Annotated in this window: 11 protein-coding genes; 7 read left to right on the forward strand and 4 right to left on the reverse strand. The window is 74.7% G+C overall.

Annotation, left to right across the window (positions count from 1 at the left end; genetic code table 11):
• Positions 1–320 precede the first annotated feature (320 nt).
• The 4 genes from ACWEN6_RS02900 (at position 321) to ACWEN6_RS02915 (ending at position 4,962) form a co-directional block, all read left to right on the forward strand.
• Positions 321–1,367 (forward strand): Crp/Fnr family transcriptional regulator, encoded by a 1,047-nt coding sequence (locus tag ACWEN6_RS02900; protein WP_452568669.1) that lies wholly within the window; start codon positions 321–323, stop codon positions 1,365–1,367.
• Positions 1,368–1,524: 157 nt separating this feature from the next.
• Positions 1,525–2,442 carry a hypothetical protein gene (locus ACWEN6_RS02905; protein ID WP_452568670.1) on the forward strand — a complete coding sequence of 306 codons (918 nt, stop codon included), beginning with the start codon at positions 1,525–1,527 and terminating at the stop codon, positions 2,440–2,442.
• Between the two features lie 431 nt (positions 2,443–2,873).
• Positions 2,874–3,671, forward strand: coding sequence for an SRPBCC family protein (locus tag ACWEN6_RS02910; protein ID WP_452568671.1), 798 nt, complete (start codon positions 2,874–2,876; stop codon positions 3,669–3,671).
• 388 nt (positions 3,672–4,059) lie between these two features.
• Positions 4,060–4,962 (forward strand): hypothetical protein, encoded by a 903-nt coding sequence (locus tag ACWEN6_RS02915; protein WP_452568672.1) that lies wholly within the window; start codon positions 4,060–4,062, stop codon positions 4,960–4,962.
• A 159-nt stretch (positions 4,963–5,121) separates the two neighbouring features.
• Here ACWEN6_RS02915 and ACWEN6_RS02920 read toward each other — a convergent pair whose 3' ends face one another.
• Together ACWEN6_RS02920 and ACWEN6_RS02925 are read right to left on the reverse strand one after the other, a co-directional pair.
• Entirely contained in the window at positions 5,122–5,784 is a 663-nt protein-coding gene (locus tag ACWEN6_RS02920; protein ID WP_452568673.1) for a thymidine kinase, read from the reverse strand.
• 62 nt (positions 5,785–5,846) lie between these two features.
• Positions 5,847–7,178: a hypothetical protein gene (locus ACWEN6_RS02925; protein WP_452568674.1), complete on the reverse strand. Its 1,332-nt coding sequence runs from the start codon at positions 7,176–7,178 to the stop codon at positions 5,847–5,849.
• A 260-nt stretch (positions 7,179–7,438) separates the two neighbouring features.
• Here ACWEN6_RS02925 and ACWEN6_RS02930 point away from each other — a divergent pair, with 260 nt between their 5' ends.
• Both ACWEN6_RS02930 and ACWEN6_RS02935 read left to right on the forward strand, forming a co-directional pair.
• The gene (locus tag ACWEN6_RS02930; protein WP_452568675.1) at positions 7,439–9,637 is read left to right on the forward strand and encodes a hydantoinase/oxoprolinase family protein; all 2,199 of its coding nucleotides are present in this window, start codon (positions 7,439–7,441) and stop codon (positions 9,635–9,637) included.
• A complete protein-coding gene (locus ACWEN6_RS02935; protein WP_452568676.1) occupies positions 9,634–11,520 on the forward strand; it encodes a hydantoinase B/oxoprolinase family protein in 1,887 nt (628 codons plus the stop codon). The genes ACWEN6_RS02930 and ACWEN6_RS02935 overlap by 4 nt, the downstream gene beginning before the upstream one ends.
• A 27-nt stretch (positions 11,521–11,547) precedes the next feature.
• Here ACWEN6_RS02935 and ACWEN6_RS02940 read toward each other — a convergent pair whose 3' ends face one another.
• Complete coding sequence (locus tag ACWEN6_RS02940) at positions 11,548–13,152, reverse strand: alpha/beta hydrolase family protein (RefSeq protein WP_452568677.1); 1,605 nt, start codon at positions 13,150–13,152, stop codon at positions 11,548–11,550.
• Between the two features lie 79 nt (positions 13,153–13,231).
• On the opposite strand from ACWEN6_RS02940, the gene ACWEN6_RS02945 reads away from it, so the two are divergent.
• Complete coding sequence (locus ACWEN6_RS02945; protein WP_452568678.1) at positions 13,232–13,813, forward strand: ArsR/SmtB family transcription factor; 582 nt, start codon at positions 13,232–13,234, stop codon at positions 13,811–13,813.
• A gap of 16 nt (positions 13,814–13,829) precedes the next feature.
• On the opposite strand, the gene ACWEN6_RS02950 is transcribed toward ACWEN6_RS02945, so the two are convergent.
• Positions 13,830–17,351 (reverse strand): WD40 repeat domain-containing serine/threonine protein kinase, encoded by a 3,522-nt coding sequence (locus tag ACWEN6_RS02950; protein ID WP_452568679.1) that lies wholly within the window; start codon positions 17,349–17,351, stop codon positions 13,830–13,832.
• Positions 17,352–17,486: the final 135 nt, after the last annotated feature.

A 17,486-nucleotide genomic window follows, 5' to 3' on the forward strand; every position in this document is an offset into this window, starting at 1 on the left:
TCACGCCGATCCCTTGCCGAAAGCGCGCGATCCGGCCGGCCGCCGCTGTTGCCCATCCGCAAGGTATCCGCAAGGACGTCGACAGAGGGTGGGACCCGCGAACGGGAACGGTCGCGCCGCGGCCACGCGGTTGCACCCGAGAGGCCATCGCCGTCGGCGACCGGCCTCCCGCGGCTCCACGCGTGCGCGCCGCCGGCACGCCGGCCCGCGCTCGCGCGGCAAGGCACGGGTGGGGGCCCGGGCACGGATAACCGGCCCTCAGGCGGCCGGCGTGAGGTGGGAGGACTGCCATGACCGGCCCCGTACCAAGGCGGGCCTGCGTGATCCGCAATGTGGGCGCCTGGCCCCGGCGCGGCCTGCTCGGCGGTCTGCCCGGTGAGGTGAGAGACGAACTGCTGGCGCTGGGGAGGCCCTGGCAGTACGCGGCGGGGACCGCCCTGACCGTCGAGGGCGAGTGGTCCGCCGACGCGATCCTCCTGCTCGACGGCTGCGTCGGCATCACCAGCACCCGTCCCATGTCCGCCTCGGCCACTGTCCCGAGGATCGGCGCGGCCCCCGGCTCGGGCGGCACCCCGGGCACGGCGACCGTTCCCGGCCTGGGCGCCGTCCCCGAACCGCGCAAGGGCGACGATCCCGGTGGCGTCCCTGGTCCACGTGAGGGGGGCGGTCGCGGCGCGGTGGCGGCGACCTGTGGTGATGACGGTCCGCGCGCCGTGCCGGGGCCGGGCATGGGCGACGGCCCGGGTGCGATACCTGGTCGGGGCGAGGGCGATGGTCCGCGCGAGGGGGATGGTCCGTACGAGGGTGATGGTTCGGGGAAGGGAGGTGTGCCGGGGCCGGGCGGCGTCGCGGGCGGGGCGGCGCTCGTCGGCATCCGCGCCGGAGGCGACCTGGTGGGGGAGGCCGCGGTGCTGGCCGGGCGGCGCCAGGAGGTGACGGTCACCGCGGCGGACGCCTGCCTCGCGCGTCGCATCCCGCCGCGGGAACTGGCCCGGCTCGCCGTGCGGTTCCCGGAGTTCGCCCACGCGATCTACGGCCCGACCGGCGGGCGCCGCGCCGCGGCCCGCCGGTACGCGACCGGCGCGTACACGGCGATGGGCCGGCTGGTCCGCGTCTTGGTCGAACTGGCCCGCTGCTACGGCGAGACCGTACCGGAGGGCATCATGATCGGGGTCTCGCTCACCCGGCCGGAGCTCGCGGGGCTCGCGGAGGCCGACGACCCGGCGGTCGGCCGGGCGCTGACCGTGCTGCGCCGGACGGGCGTCATCGGCACCGGGTACCGGCGCATCGTCGTGCACGACATCCGCGCGCTGCGCGCCTCCGCCGAGACGGGCGACGGTCCCGCCGGCGGCGGTCCGGCGCGGTGATGACCGCGGTGGTGCCTGCGGTGGTGTCTGCGGTGGTGTCTGCGGTGGTGTCTGCGGTGGTGTCTGCGGTGGTGACCGCGGTGCCGATGTGGGGAGCGCGGCGCCGCGAGGGGAGCCGCGTATCCGTCGAAACGATGAGATGGGAGGGAGAGCACTGGTGAACGATCTGGGGGGAGAAGTACGCCGACTGTGCGTCGCCGTCGACGCCGAGCAGGACGGGGGGCGATCCGGCGTGCGGCATGGGGAGACGCGCCGCCGCCTCGCCGAGGTGATCGAGGAGGCCGCCGCGCACGCGGGCCTGGACCGTCTCTACATCGCCGACCCGCTCCCCGCGCCGCCGCGCGCCGAGCAGGGCATGGCCGACCTCGACCTGCCCGACCCCTCCGGCGTCGAGTACGGCATCGGTGGCTCGGCTCCGCCCGAGCCGTCCGGCTTCGAGGACGGCATCGCCGGCCATCTGGCGTCCGCCGTCGAGTACGGCATCGGTGGCTCCGCTCCACCCGTGCCGTCCGGCTTCGATGACGGCACGGGCGGACGGAACGCCACCGCGTCGCCGCGCGCCGAGGACGGCGTCTCGGGGCCGGTGGGGTCCGGCGCCGTCGCGGGGGCGGGTGCCGGGCCGCTGCTCATCCTGCCGCCGGGGGTGAACGAGGCACGGGTGATCGCCGGGCTGACCGGCGAGCTGCGCATCGCCCTGCGGCGGCGCAACGAGCGCGCCGGCACGGGGGCGTCCGCGCGGCTGCGGCTGCGCGTGGCGTTCCACCAGGGGCCGATCAGCATCGGGGACGACGGGTTCTCGGGCCGGGCGGCGGCCACGGCCCGCGCCTTGCGCGACAGCGACGAGGTGCGGGCGGCGCTGCGGCAACGCCCGGGCGCCGACCTGGCCGTCGCCGTCTCGGCGCCGCTGTTCGAGGACGTCATCGAGCACGCCCACCGAGGCCTGGTGCGGCACATGTTCCACCCGGTGACCCTGCGTTCCGTGGACGCCGGGACGCGGGTCTGGATCAGCGCGCCCGACGCCCTGCACACCCTGTACGGCGGTCACCCCGTGGAGTTACCCCTGACCGCCGGCTGACCCCCGGCCCCCACGACGACGACGGACGCCGGTTCGGACCGTCCGGTCGCGGGTGGAGGCCGGCACGAACGTCCGGCGGCGGGCGGTCAGGACGGCGGCCCAGGCCGTGCCGCCGCCGGACAGGCCGGGTACTGGGAGGGAAGGGGAGAGCCTTTCCGGTACCCGGCCGCCGGCCGGTGGACCCTGATCCCGCTGCCGTCCCAAGCCCGCGCCCGCGCAGGCCGGGCGCCGAGCCGTGCCTGGAGTCGTCTCCGGTGCGAGCGCGGCTTGTGGAGGGTGGGGTGGTGTTAGCGTGACCTTGAGGCGGGGCGGGGATGTCGGCGTCACCCCGGCGGCGGCGACATCTGACGAGGTCCGGCCGGTCGGGCGGGCAGAAGTTGCCCTTATGCGCGTCACGGCCCGTCCCTAGTCTCTCGGCATCGGAGGTGTCCATGAAGGTCGTCGGCAGTGCCGTCGTCGGGGTCGACCGCAACAGCGTGTGGGCCGCGCTCCAGGATCCGGCCGTGCTGGTGTGCACGATCCCCGGATGCGAGCGGCTGGAGGCCACGGGCGCCGACACCTACCGCATGACGGTCAGCGCGGGCGTCGCCTCCATCAAGGGCATCTACCAGGGCGAAGTCGCCCTGTCCGACCCGCACGAGCCCGAGCGGTTCACCCTCCGCGCACGCGGCGCCGGCGCGCCCGGCACGGTGGAGGCGACCGTGCTCATCCGGCTCAGCGAGGTCGACGGCGGCGCGACCCGGATCGACTACGACGCCGAGGCCGTCATCGGCGGGATGATCGGCGGCGTCGGGCAGCGGATGCTGGGCTCGGTCGCCAAGCGGACGGCCGGTGAGTTCTTCAGCGCCGTCGAGCAGCACCTCCAGGTCACCGCCGCGACCGCCCGGGCCGCGGCGGGCACCGGCCCCGCCGTCGTCGCGCGGCAGGCCGGCGCTCCGCAGGCCGGCGTTCTGCAGGACGGCGGGTTGCCGGCGCTGGTCCCTGCGGCGGCTCCGGCCGCGCCTGGGGCGGTGACGGCCGCCGGCTCGGCGGCGGCTCCCGCGGCGGCGCTCGCCGGGCAGGTGTTCGAGCGACCGCGCGCCGAGGCGGGGCAAGGGGGCGGGGCGGCGTCCCGCTCCGGCGGCACGCCGGTCTGGCCGGTGCTGACGGCGTTCGGCATGGGCGCGGGCGTCGCCCTCGGCAGCGCGGTCATCGGCTGGCTCCTCGGCCGCTCCGGCCGCGCACGCTGACCCGCCCCGCCGTCCCACCGACCCAGGTCCGCCGATCGAGGGCCGCCGATCGAGGGCCGCCGATCAAGGTGCGTCGATCAGGGTGCGTCGATCAAGGCCGCCGGCCGGGGTTGGCCGACTTGGGATAAGTCCACTGGCCTGAGTCCACTGGCCTGAGCCCACTGGCCTGAGCCCACTGGCCTGGGTCGACTGGCCTAGATCGACTGGTCTGGGTGCACTGACCTGGGCCTGCCGGGGCCGGTGACCCAAGGGGTTCTCATGGCCGGGGTGGGGGTTCGGTGCGAGTGGTGGGTGGTTTGCCATGGTCGGAGGCATATGGAGGTTCTGATGTGGTCTGGGGATATTGTCGGACCTCGCGGAAGAGGATCTCCGGGCGTAACGTGGGGATATGCGAGAGTTCCGTGCGGAGGACGCTCGATCAGAGGCTCGGCGGCTCATCCACGACCTGCTGGGTGAGCGGCAGCCGACGGCCGCCTCGCTCCTGGGCGACGCCGCGACCGTGCTCGGCGCCGAGCGCACCGCCCGCTGTGCCGAGCTGGCGCAAGGAGCCGCGCTGACCCGGCGTTCCTCGGAGCTGGCGGCGATCGCCGGCCTGCTCGTCGGGACCGGAGTGCTGGGCGCGGACTGGTGGACCTCGGGCCGCGGCGGCAAGATCCCCGCGCCGGACGAGGTGCTGGCCGCCAACACGGCCATCGAGCCGTGGACCGACCTCACCGTCCTGGAAATGCTCGCCGCCTGGATCGCCGACGACGGCGCCGACGCCGCCTGGGGCCCGCCGGTCGCCTCCGTGGATCTCAACTCCTGGCAGGCGGAGGACCGCGTCGAGCTGCCGGCGGACGCCGTCCCCGGCGCGCGCCTGGTCGTCGCGTTCGACGCGGGCGGCCGGCTGGACGCCGTCGTGGTCGAGCGGCCGGATGGCGAGCTCGGGTCCAACCTCGACTTCTCCTCGCTGCGCTACTCCCGGGCCGCCGAGGCCCAGTGGAGCTGGGGCGTCGCCGCGGGGCTCGGCCCGCACCCGCTCCCCGGCGAGGACCCCGACCCCTACGCCGACACGGTCGACCAGCAGGCGGCCGAGTACCTCCGCCAGTGGGCGCTGCGCCACGGCGCCACCGGCGAGCAGGTCGGCGCGCGCTGGCAGGCCAAGGGAGACGTGGTCGCCGCCGTCGAACGCGTCGACTGGATGTGGCGCAGCGGCGAGTGGTTCGCCTGGTGGCGGGCGACGTCCGCGCTGCTCGGCGGCGACCCCGTCCAGCTCGCCTCCCGCATGGAGGACATCGCCTCCGCCCCCTGAACGGGCCACTGCGGCCCGCGCGGTCCGTCATCGCGGTCGCGGTCCTTCATCCCAGCCTGCGGTCCGTCGTCGCGGCCGCGGTCCGTCCTGCCGGCCTGCGGTCAGGCCTGCCGGTCCGCGGTCCGCTCGCGTGATCCGCGGGCGCGGGTCGAACCCTGGTCAGGCGCCGGCCGTGGTGAGCGACGCAGAGTGGGACTCGCCGAGGTCGCCGGAGCGGTAGTGGCGGCGGCACAGCACGCGGTAGTGCACCTGCGCCCCGTCGGTGTCGGCGATGACGACCTGCTCGCCGGTGCGGGCCATGACCCCGTCCACGACGCGGGCGTTCAGCCTGCCCTGGCGCCCGCACCAGCACAGCACCTCCACCTGCAGCCGGGACACCTCGTCGGCCAGTTCGAACAGCCGCTGGGCGGCGGGGAACATGCGCGAGCGGAAGTCCGAGGCCAGGCCGAAGGCGTACACGTCCACGCCGTGCTCGTCCACCAGCTCGGCGAGCTGCTCGATCTGCGTCACCGTGTAGAAGCACGCCTCGTCGCAGATGAGGTAGTCGATGCGGTCGTGGGCGAGCACCAGCCCGACCAGGTCGAGGTCCTCGTCGACCTCGACCGCCGAAAGGCCCAGCCCGATGCGGCTGGTGACGCGCGGGCCACCCGAGCGGTCGTGCTTGGTCAGCACCAGCCCCCGCCGGCCCTGGCGGCCGTGGTTGTAGTTCATCTGCAACGCGAGCGTGGACTTGCCGCAGTCCATCGGGCCGTGGAAGAACCTCAGCACCGCGTCGCGGTGCGGGGGCGCGGGGACGGCGGACAAGGCGGACGTATCACTCACGGGGCGTCAGCATACAGTTCGCCTGCGGACGAGGGCCGCATGGCGGGGGTCAGGTGGCTGCGTCAGGTGGTGGCGGGCGCCGCGTGGCGGAGGAGGGTGAGGCCGGGGATGGACAGCCGGGCCGCGGGACCGCCGCCGTTTCGTCCTTGCCCGCCGTCGAAACGCAGGACGCCGTCGGTGACGCCCACGTAGACCCCGTCCCCGCCGGGCGTGACCACGGCGCCGCGCGCGGGCGAAGGCAGGCGCCACTCGCGCCGCACGGCCAGCGAGTGCGGGTCGACGGCCCGCAGGGACGGCCCGGCGGCCAGGTACACGAAGCCCTCGGAGGAGGCGAAGACCGACGCGGCCGTCGTGCCCGCCGAGGCCGACGCCGCCGAGGAGCCCTTGGCGGGGGACGCGCCGATCGTCGCGGTGCCGACGATGGTGAGCGACTCGGTGCTCGCCCGCACGAGCGTTCCCCGGCCGTCCTCGTACACGTACAGCGAGCCCGCGGAAAGGGCGAGAGTGTGTCCGGCGGCCTGGGCCCGGCCGAACGGCTCGGGCAGGTCCAGGCAGTACGCCCACCGCTGGTTGAGGTCGAGCACGTGGACGAACGCGTGCACCCCGGTGCCGCGCCCCGCCAGCAGGTCACGGGTGTGCAGGTGGTTGGGCTGGTGGGTGTAGAGGGTGTAGAGCCGCTGCTGGACGGGGTCGAGCACGGCGGCGCGCCCGTCGCCGCGCATGGTCTCCTCCGCGTCCTCGGGCACCGGCTTCTTGTCGCGGGTGGACAGCGGCCACAGCGCCTTATGCTCCAGGTCGTAGACCTTCACCTTGTAGCTCTCGGGCGCGGCGGCCGGCAGATACTGCAGGACGAACAGGCCGTCGCCGACGGCGGTGAACCCGTCGGGCTGGAAATTGCCCTTCAGGCGGACGGTCCTGGGCTTGCGCCCTCCGTCCGGCGCGACGACCACCACGCTGGTCCTGCTGCGCCCCGGCCGGCCGTAGGGGGAGGCCGGAGGAGGGGGCGTCAGGGCCACAGCGTTCCCCAGCGAGGACACCACACGCGGGATCAGGCCCCGTGGAACGGTGGTACGAGCGGTCGCCTCGCCGGTCAGGGCGTCCAGCGTCACCAGGTCTCCGGCGGGAGAGACGGTGTACAGGCGCCGCCAGTCCGCCGAGGGCACCGGCCGGTCGGCGGTGAACAGCGTCGTCCCGGTCCCGGCGTCGAAGGCCGCCAGGCGCGCCGAGACGTCGGCGTAGACGATGTGCCGCGCGGCCGGCGGCGTGGCCGCGGCCATGGGCCGGGGTGCGGAAACGGGGGAGGCGGGGGTGCCACCGGGGCCGCCGGTGCACGACGTGAGCAGCGCCGTGCCGGTCAGACCGCCTGTGAGCCTCAGGAAGTCGCGTCGCTCCATGCCCTTCCTACCGCCGCCCCGCCCCACGGGTTCCACCATGGTGCCCGCGGGTTTCAAGGCCCGGCGCGCCGCGGGCCCCGACCGGCTCACCACGGGCTCCGGCCGGGTGCGCCACGAGGTTCGCGACGACGTTCCGCGGTCTGGTGGCGTGAGGGGGGCGGCCGGGGCGTATGGACGGCGGAAGCTGCCGATGGATGGCCGATTTCTTGGCGGATCTCGCTGATTCCCGAGGCGGGAACGGTTCAGTAGACACTGAGAGCATGCGCAATGTCCGTATCGGCGTCGACACCGGGGGCACGTTCACCGACGTGGTCATGGTGGACGAGCAGACCGGCGAGATCACCACGACCAAGACCCCTTCCACGCCGGCCGATCCGGCGGAGGGGTTCATGAACGGCGTGCACAAGATCCTCGCCGGACGGCTCCTCGCCGATGTCGCCGGCATCGTGCACGGCACCACCGTCGCGACCAACCAGCTCCTCGAGGACCGCCCGGTCGACCTCGGCTTCGTCACCACCGAGGGCTTCGAGTTCATCCTGGAGATCGCCCGGCAGAGCGTCCCGGACGGGTACGGCAACTCCTACTTCTGGGTCAAGCCGCCCCGCATCGTGCCGGTGCATCAGGTCAGGACCGTCGGCGGGCGGCTGGACCACCTCGGCCGGGAGGTGCGGCCGTTCGACCAGGCGCAGGCCGTCGAGGTGGCACGGTGGTTCCGCGCGCGGGGTGTCACCGCCGTCGGTGTCTGCTTCCTGCACTCCTACGCCGACCCCGGGCACGAACGCGCCATGCGGGCCGTGCTGGAGCGCGAGCACCCGGACGCGGTGGTCTCCCTGTCCAGCGACGTCCTGCGCGAGTACCGCGAGTACGAGCGCTCGGTGACGACCCTGGTCGACGCGGCCGTCAAGCCCACCATGCGCCGCTACATCGCCAACCTGTCCTCGCGCCTCGGCATGCCGTTCTCGGTGATGAAGAGCAACGGAGGGGTGCTGTCGGCGGCCGAGGTGGTGCACCAGCCGATCACCACGGTGCTTTCCGGGCCGGCCGCGGGCGCGCTGGGCGCCGCCCTCATCGCGGGCACCGCCGGCCGCGGTTCGGCCATCACGCTGGACGGCGGCGGCACCTCCACCGACGTCGCCGTCGTCGTCGACGGCGAGCCGTCCCTCACCACCGAGGGCTCCGTCGGACGCTACCCGTGCAAGATCCCGATGATCGACATCGTGACCGTCGGCGCGGGCGGCGGCTCGATCGCGTGGATCTCCCCGGAGGGCACGCTGAAGGTCGGGCCGAGGTCCGCCGGGGCCGACCCCGGCCCCGTCTGCTACGGCAGGGGCGGCACCGAGGTGACCGTCACCGACGCCCACGTGTACCTCGGCCGCGTGCCGCCCCACCTGCTCGGCGGTGAGATCCCGCTGGACGCCGCCGCGGCCGGCGCCGCCATCGAGGCGCTGGCCGGCAAGCTCGGCCTGTCCCCTGAGCGCACGGCCGTCGGCATCCTGGAGATCAGCGCGTTCAACCAGTCCAACGCCATCCGGCAGATCACGGTCAAGCGCGGCCTGGACGTGCGCGACTTCCCGATGGTGGCCTTCGGCGGGTCGGGGCCGCTGCTGGTCTGCCGCCTCATCGACATCCTGTCGCTGCCGGCGGTGGTCGTGCCCGCCAACCCCGGCAACGTCTCGGCGTTCGGCCTGCTCACGGTGGACGTCAAGAACGACTACGTGCGCACGCACGTGACGCGCGAGCTGTCGCCTGAGGCGGCGCGGGACGTCTTCGGCGACCTGGAGGCGCAGGCGGCGGACGCGCTGCGGCGCGAGGGTTTCGACGGCGACCGGCACATCTACGCGCGCAGCGCCGACCTGCGCTACTTCGGGCAGGCGTACGAGGTGCGGGTGCCCGCGCCGTCCGGCCCGCTGGACGAGGCGTGGCGGGCCGAGGTGCTCGGCCGCTTCCACGAGGCCCACCACAAGCTGTACGGGTACGGGTACCGCGACGACCCCCGGCATGCCGTCGAATGGGTCAACCTGCGCGTCTCGGGCATCGGTCCCATCACCCGCCCCGCCCTGCCCGAGCTGCCGACCCCGGCGGACGGCGCGCCACCGCCGCCTCCCGGCCACCGCAGGGTCTACTTCGAGGAGGACCCGGCCCCGCCCGGCCCACGGGACGGCCGGCGGGACGACAGACCAGATGACATACCGGAAGACCGGCGGGACGACAGATCGGACGGCCGGCGGGACGGCTGGTGGACGGCGCCCGTCCACCAGCGCGGCGACCTGCGCCGCGGCGACGTCGTCACCGGCCCCGCGGTGATCGAGGAGTACGGCTCCACCCTGCCGCTGCATCCCGGCTTCACCGCCGAGGTCGACGCCCACGGAAACCTCGTCGTGCGGTCCGCGAGCCGGTCGCAGGACCCGGTGACGGCCGGCGGGCCGGCCGTGGAGGTCGTGAAGGGAGCGGACGCGTGAGCGAGGTCGACCCGGTGCTGGTGGAGATCGTCGAGGGGACCCTCGCCTCGGTCGAGATGGAGGTCGAGACGGCCATCGCCCGCACGGCCCGCTCGCCGATGATCCGCGACGCGCACGACTTCCGCGCGGGCATCCACGACGCGCGGCTGCGCAAGCTGACCGGCCGCTCCTACTCGGCGCTCGTCCAGCCGATCGTGCGCGACTTCCCGATCGCCGAGATGAACCCCGGCGACGTGTTCTTCCACAACGACGTCTACCTGTCGGAAGGAGGCATCGGCCACCTGCCCGACCTGTGCGTCACCGTCCCGGTGTTCCACGACGGCGAGGTGGTGGCGTTCGTGCAGGCGTTCGGCCACCACGACGACATCGGCGGCGCCGTGCCCGGGTCGATGCCCTCGCGGGCCCGCAGCGCCTTCGAGGAGGGGCTGATGGTCCCGCCGATCAAGCTGTGGGACCGCGGCGTGCCCAACAGGGCCGCCCTGACCATCATGACCCGCAACTCCCGCATGCCCGACTCGCTGGCCGGCGACCTGGACGCCGAGTGCTCGGCCTGCCTGATGGGGGCCCGCCGGCTGGCCGAGCTGTTCGCCCGGTACGGCCGGGCCGCCGTCGAGGGATGCTTCGACGCGATCATCGCCAAGACCACCGAGACCTTCCGGCGCGAGCTGCTGTCCAAGATCCCCGAAGGCGTGCACGTCTGGGAGGACTACGCCGAGCACGACGGCGTCGAGGAGCCCCGGCTGCACGCCCAGCGCATCACGCTCACCGTCGACCACTCGGCGGAGCGGCCGCTGGTCATCGACTTCACCGGCACCTCGCCGCAGGCCAAGGGCCCGATCAACCACGCCGGCGACTACGCGGGCGGCGTCTTCCTGATCAAGTGGCTGGCTCCCATCCTGCGCAATCTCGCCGACACCCCCGAGCGCATGGCCGAGCTGGACGTCAACGAGGGCGTCGTGCCGCTCATCGAGATGAGGTTCCCCGGCAAGGGCACCCTGCTCACCCCGGTCTTCCCCGCCCCGACCAACGCCCGCACGTTCGTCATCCTGCGCCTGCTCGGCGTGCTCGCGGGCGCGCTGGCCAAGGCCACCGGCGGCCGCATGCCCGCCGACCAGGAGACCATCCGCTACACCGGCGTGTACGGGGAGGACGAGGAGGGCCGGCCGTACCTGATGCGCGAGGTGCTGGGCGGCGGCTCCGGCGGACGCTGGTACGCCGACGGCGAGGACACCATCCACATCGTGCCCGACTCGCGCAACATCCCCGTGGAGTTCGCCGAGGCGCGCTGGCCGTTCAGGGTCGAACGGCTCGGCCTCGCCCGCGACTCCGGCGGCCCCGGCCTGTACCGGGGCGGCCTCGGCTACGACAAGCACATCAGGATGCTGCGCGACGCCTCGTTCATGTCCATCGCCGACCGGTCCATCCTGGCCTGCTGGGGCGTCAACGGCGGCAGGGCGGGCCGCCCGTTCCTGGTCACCGTCGGCGGCCGGGAGATGGAGGGGCTCGTGGACGACTTCCCGGTCAGGGCGGGCGAGATCGTCCGGGTGCGCACCACCGGGGGCGGCGGCTGGGGCTCGCCCTACGACCGCGACCCGGAGGCGGTGGCCGCCGACGTCCGCGACGGCAAGGTGTCGCCCGAGGGCGCCCGCGACGACTACGGCGTCGTCCTGGACGGCCCGGCGGACCAGCCGCGCGTGGACGCCGCCGCCACCGAGGCGCTGCGGACGGAACTGCGCGCCGCCCCCGCGGTCCCCTTCTTCGACCGCGGCCCCGGCTACCCCACTCTGTCCGGCGGCGAACCCCACGCCGACGTCGACCTCCTCGACCTCGACGACGCGGGCGACGCGGGCGGCGCCGGCGGGGCGGACTCCCGGACCGGCTGAGCCCGGGGAGGCGGGCGGGGCCTTCGGTCACGGGAGCAGCAGGCCCCAGTAGAGGGCCCATGGCAGGAACACGACCCCGCCCGCCAGCAGCAGCCCGAGCCGGACCCGCTCGCCCCGGCCAGGACGCCCCTCGCGGTGGGAGAGGTCTCCGGTGGCGTGGTCGCCGGCGCGGGGCGCCCGGCCGCGGAGCAGGCCCGACGCGACGACGGCGGTCGCGGCCGCCGTGGTCACCGCCAGAGCCTGCAGCGCGAGCCAGATCAGCGGCCGCCCCGCCGCCACCGGTCCCGTGGTGGCCAGTTTTCCTCCGGTCATGACCAGGTAGAACACGTAGCCGAAGGAGCCGGCGACCGAGGTGAGCCCGCCCGCGCTGAGCAGCCGCGCGGCCCGGCTCGCCGCGGGGCGCGCACGGCCCCGCAGGCGCCGCGCCAGCGCCGTCGCCGGGTAGGCCGTGAACGCGACCAGCATCAATGCGAGGGCGGCGGCCTGGGCGTTCGCCGACTCCCACCACGCCGGTGGATAGACGGGCACGGTCGGTGAGGCCTGTACGGGCGCGGGTCCGGAGACGCTCATGAGCGGCGCCTTTCCCGCGATGGCGGCGGCGGTCCAGGACCCCACCAGGTCGGCGTAGCCGGGGGCGAGCTCGGGCAGGCGGGTGACGCCGCCGTCCGGGGTCCGGTGCGCGGCGTGGTCGGCCTCCCCGAAGAAGCGGAAGGTGTAGCGCCGGTTGCCGCCGCTCTCCAGCGCCTTGGCGAGCAGCGGGGGAGTCTCCCGGGGCGGCGTCAGCAGGTCGTAGGTGCCCCAGATGGCCAGGACCGGCTGACGGAGCGAGGCCAGAACGGGAGCGGGGTCGTAGTACGGCTCGGGGAACATGCCGCCGTCGGTGATCGCCCGGTACAGGTTCGGCTCGGTCCGGTCGACGAGCGAGCCCGACACGCCCGCTTTGCGCAGCCCAGCCGCCACCGCCCACGTCTGCTGGCGCAGGGGCTGCAGCGCGTTGGCGCCGACCAGCACGACGAACGCGACGTCCGCGGACCGGGAGGCGGCCAGCGGCGCGACCCAGCCGCCCTCGCTGAGCCCCCAGATGCCGACCTTCGCCGGGTCGACGCCCGGCTGGGAGCGAAGCGCCGCCACCGCGCCGAGCGCGTCGTCGGCCAGCTGGGAGTACGACCGGCGGAACAGTGAGTAGCCCACCGACCGCTTGTCGTAGACCAGGACCGACAGGCCCCGGCGGGCGAACTGCACGGCCTCCTCCATGAGCTTCGTTCGCGGCGTTCCGGAGCCGGCGCCGTGCACCAGGACGATGCCCCGGCGCCGCGGCCCGGCGGCGGCGGCGGGGGAGAGCACCGTGCCGTGCATCTCAAGACCCCCGGCGCCCCGGAACGAGACCTCCCGCGCGGCCAGGTCCGGGGGGACCGCGGGCGACGGCTCGACGAGGCCGTGCGGAACGGCACGCGCCCCGGCGAGGAACGGACCCGCCACGGCGTGGGCGGTGGCGGGGATGGTGATGGCGGGGATGGCGAGGGAGGGGGCGGCGACGGCGGGGAAGATGGCGGGGAAGACGGCGGGGAAGACGGCGGGGATGGCGAGCAGGCGGAGCGCGGTCGCGGCGGTCGCGAGGATGCTTGACCTCATATCGCCGAACCTACTCTGCAGAGACTTCTCGGCAAAGAAGAATCTGCAGATATCCTTCTGTGGTATTAGGCTGCTCCTCATGAAGGATGACGAGCCGTTCCTGCTCGACGACCCCGCGCGGCTGAAGGCCCTGGCCCATCCCATGCGGCGCCGCATGCTGCGCCACCTCAACATGTACGGCCCGGCGACCTCCACCACGCTGGGCGAGCTGCTCGGCGCCAAGACCGGCACGACCAGCTACCACCTGCGCCAGCTGGAGAAGTACGGCTTCATCGAGGAGATCCCGGAGCGCTCGACGGGCCGTGAGCGCTGGTGGCGCACCGCCGGAGGCCGGGGGGACATCCGGCTCCCCACACCCGACCGGCTCGCCCCCGAGGACCGTCCCGTCCTGGCCGAGTTCCACCGGCTCGGCATGGAGGAGGACCGCCTGCTGTTCGAGCGCTTCCCCGAGGTCCACGCGCGCGATCCCGAATGGGCCACCGGATCGCGAGGCTTCGGGTGGATGACCAAAGAGGACTTCGCCCGGTTCTACGAGGCGTACATCACCCTGCTCAAGGCGCACACCCACCGCCCCGAGACCGCGCCGCCGGGCGCCCGGCCGGTCTATGTCCGCCTTTTCACCCTTCCCGCCGACGACCCCGCCGTCGAAACGAGGCCCTAGCGGGCGCACAGTACGGTCAGGAGCGGCAGACGTCCCGGTAGGGGATGCCGGGGAGGTAGCGGGTCCACTCCGCGCGGGTGAGGGTGCGGCCGGCCCGCGCGCACACCGCCGTCGCGGCCGCCCCGGCCCCGGCGGGCAGCCGGTAGAGCGTGCCGCTCTGGTCGGAGATCGTCAGGGCCGAACCGTCCGGGTCGAACGCCATGCTCATGGCGAAGTCGCCGAACAGTTTGACCGGCACGCCGATCCGCCGCTTGGCGTCCACGTCCCACAACTGCACCGTCCCGGACTCGCTCACCGTGGCCAGCAGCCGTCCGTCCGGGGAGAAGGACATGAGCGCGATGGGCTCGGCCACCCCGCGCAGCACCGGCGGCACCGCCGACCTCGTCCGCGTGTCGTACAGCGCCACGCGCCCCGCGCCGCCGCCCGAGGCGAGCAGCCCGCCCGCCGGGCTGACCGCGAGCACGCCCAGCGACGGCGCGCTGTTGAACGGCGGGCCCACCTGTGCGCCGGAGACGGCGTCGAGCAGCCGCCCGGCGGACGTGGCGATCGTGCGCCCATCGGGGGTGAAGGCGATCGCGCCCGGGCCGGCGGCCGGTCGCAGCGTCCTGATCAGCCGCCCCGTGCGGGCGTCCCATTCCGGCAGGGGGAACTCGGCCGACCCGTTGAGGGCGGTGAGGACCGCGGCGTAGGTCGCGCCGTCCTGGCTGAAGACGCCGCCCACCGAGTCGAATCCGGAGGGGAGCCTGTGGCTCCACAGCGGTGTGAGCGACGGGATGTCGAAGGCGCGCAGCGTGCCGCCGGTGACGGTGACCGCCGTCCGGCCTCGGGGGTCGAAATCGGCGGGCACGCCGGAATCGGCCGTGCCGGGAAACACCCCGGCGTACCGGCGCCGCCGCACGTCCCACAGCCGGATCGGGGTGGAGTCGGAGCGTTCGGCGGACATCCACCGGGCGTCCGGGCTCAGGCCCGTCTTGAAGACCTTCCCTCCGGGGCCGGTCGTGGTGACGCGCGGCCGGACGTCGAGGGTGACGACCGTGCCGTCCATCAGGAAGCGCAGGGTGCGGCCGTCGGAGCCGAGGCTCGCGTTGTCGACCTCGCCGTCGGCCTGGTAGGAGAAGATCTGCCGCTGGTCGGCCACCCGCCACACCGTGATGTCGCGGTCGGCGAACCCGAGCAGGAGCCGCCCGTCGGGGCTGAACCGCAGCCCGAGGCTCCCGCCGCCGGCCAGCGCCCCGCCCTCGGGCCAGCGCCAGTCCTCGTCCTCGTGGTAGGGGATGCGCTTGCCGGTGTCCGTGGTGACCAGCCTGACCGTCCACCCGGCACACGCCAGGGTCGCGCCGTCCGCGCTGAAGGCCGCCACACCGGTGTCGCTCGGGCAGGCCTCGCGGAAGCGCCGGTCCTCCGTGCCGCCCGGCAGCCGGTAGGCCCTCAGACCGTCCTCCGTGGCGACCAGCGCCGCCAGGTGCGCCTTGGCCGACACGACCGGGCCTGAGCCCCTCCAGTGGTGGCGGCCGTAGGTGCGGCCCGTCGCGAGGTCCCAGACATAAGGCTCGCTGTCGTCGTCCACGAGGGTGAGCGTGGACCCGCCGGTCCCGAACGCCACCCGGGTCCAGAGCGGCCCGCCCGGCAGCCGCAACCGGCCGCGCACCCTGCCGGCCCGCAGGTCCCACACGATGAGGACGTCCGCTGTGGAGATCGCCACCAGTCGCCCGTCCGAGCGCAGCGCGACCTCCCGCACGTCCAGCCCCCGCGTCGCCGGTGTGGGGACGCGCCTGATCAGCAGGCCCCGCGCCAGGTCGTAGAGGCGGATCTCGCCCGGCGACACGCTGACCATCAGCCGCCCGTCCCCGCTCAGCGCCCTGGACGGAGAGTCACGCACGGGCGGTTCGGTGAATACGGCCGTTTCCGGCTGGTGGAGGGAGGACATCAGGCTGGAGCGGGCCTCGGCGCCGCCGTCGAGCCGGTAGGCGGCGACGCTCAGCAGCATCGCGGCGGCCGGGTCGGCGGTGCGCAGGGTACCGGACAGGTAGGCCAGCTCGCGGCCCTTGGCACGGTCACGCTGCGCGGTGATCTGGTCGCGCTGCTCGGCGACGCGGGCGCCCTGGTAGACCGCGAGGCCCCCGGCCGCGAGCGACACCACGAGCAGGACGGCCAGAGCCGCGGTGAGCAGGCGCCGCCGGCGCGCGCGCCGGCGGGTCAGTGCGGCGGAGGCGTCCAGGAAGTCGCGTTCGAGCGGGTTGAGGGTGAGCCGGCGGCGTCCGGTGGCGGCCCACCGCACGGCGGCGTCGAGGCGGCCGCCCTGCAGCACGTCGCCGTCGCGGCGGCCGTGCTCGTCCCACTGCCGCGCCTGCGCGCGGATGCCGGCGTGGACCGGCAGGCCCTCGCGCTCGTCCCGCACCCAGGAGCGCAGCCTCGGCCATGCGCCCAGCAGCGCCGGGCGGGCGAGCCGCACCTCTCCGTCCTGGTGCGAGAGCACGTAGGCGAACACGCGCAGCACGTTCCCGGCGCCCGCCGGCAGTTCGTCGGCCCGCGCCGGGCGGGTGACCGGCTCCCCGTCCGGGCCGATCGCCACCATGCGCAGGAAGACCTCCGGCGCCAGGTCGCGCTCGGCCGGGGACAGCATGCCGTAGGCGTCCTCGGCGAGCGTGCCGAGGGCGGGGTCGCGCGCCTGCGCCGGGCCGACCCGTCCCGCCGCCGCGCTGCCCCGCTCCAGCAGACGGGCCGTGCCGGCGCCCTCCCCGCCGCTGATCAGCCCGAGCAGCAGGTCGGTCGCGGTGGGACGGTCCTGGGGCTCCTTGCGCAGGGCCGCTGCGACCAGCGGGCGCAGGGAGGCGGGCAGGACGTCCAGGTCGGGGTCCACCGACAGCACCCGGTGCATGACCCCGCCCAGGCTCTCGGCCTTGAACGGGTCCTCGCCGGTGGCGGCGAACAGCATGACGCCGCCCCAGGCGAACACGTCGGCGGGCGCCCCCGCGCGCTGCCCGGTGAACACCTCGGGGGCCATGTACGTCGGGGTGCCGGCCACCAGCCCGGTCGAGGTCAGCGACATCTCCAGCGTCCGGGCGATGCCGAAGTCGATCACGCGCGGCCCGTCCGGGCCGAGCAGCACGTTGTCGGGCTTGAGGTCGCGGTGGACCACTCCGGCCTCGTGGACGGCCGCCAGCGCGGTCGCGACGGCCGTGCCCAGGCGGTGCAGGTCGTCGCCGGTGAAGGCGCGCCCGTCCTGCACCGCGCGGCGCAGGCTCGGCCCCTCCACGTACTCGCTGACGATGAACGGCCGCTCGCCGTCCAGCTCGGCGGCGATCACCCGGGCCGTGCAGAACGAGGCCACCCGCCGCGCCGCCGAGGCCTCCCGGCCGAAACGGTCCCGGAGCTCCGGGTCGCCGGCCGCGCCGCCGTGCACCACCTTGAGCGCGACCCGGCGGCCCTCCTCGTCGTAGGCCTCGTAGACCACGCCCTGGCCGCCGGCGCCCAGCCGTCCCGCCAGCCAGTAGCCGCCCAGGCGCTCCGGATCGTCCGGGCCCAGCCTTCCCGCCATGTGCCGCCCCCTGTCTCCGCGTCGCCCCGCCGGCACGACACGGCATTAGATGCGCGCGAGCGGCGCGAGGTTCTCCCATCCGGCCTCAGGGCCGCGGACCGGTCTTTCCGCCCGGTTCGTGGCCGAGGTCCGCGT

The sequence above is a fragment of the Sphaerisporangium sp. NPDC004334 genome (assembly GCF_053602655.1).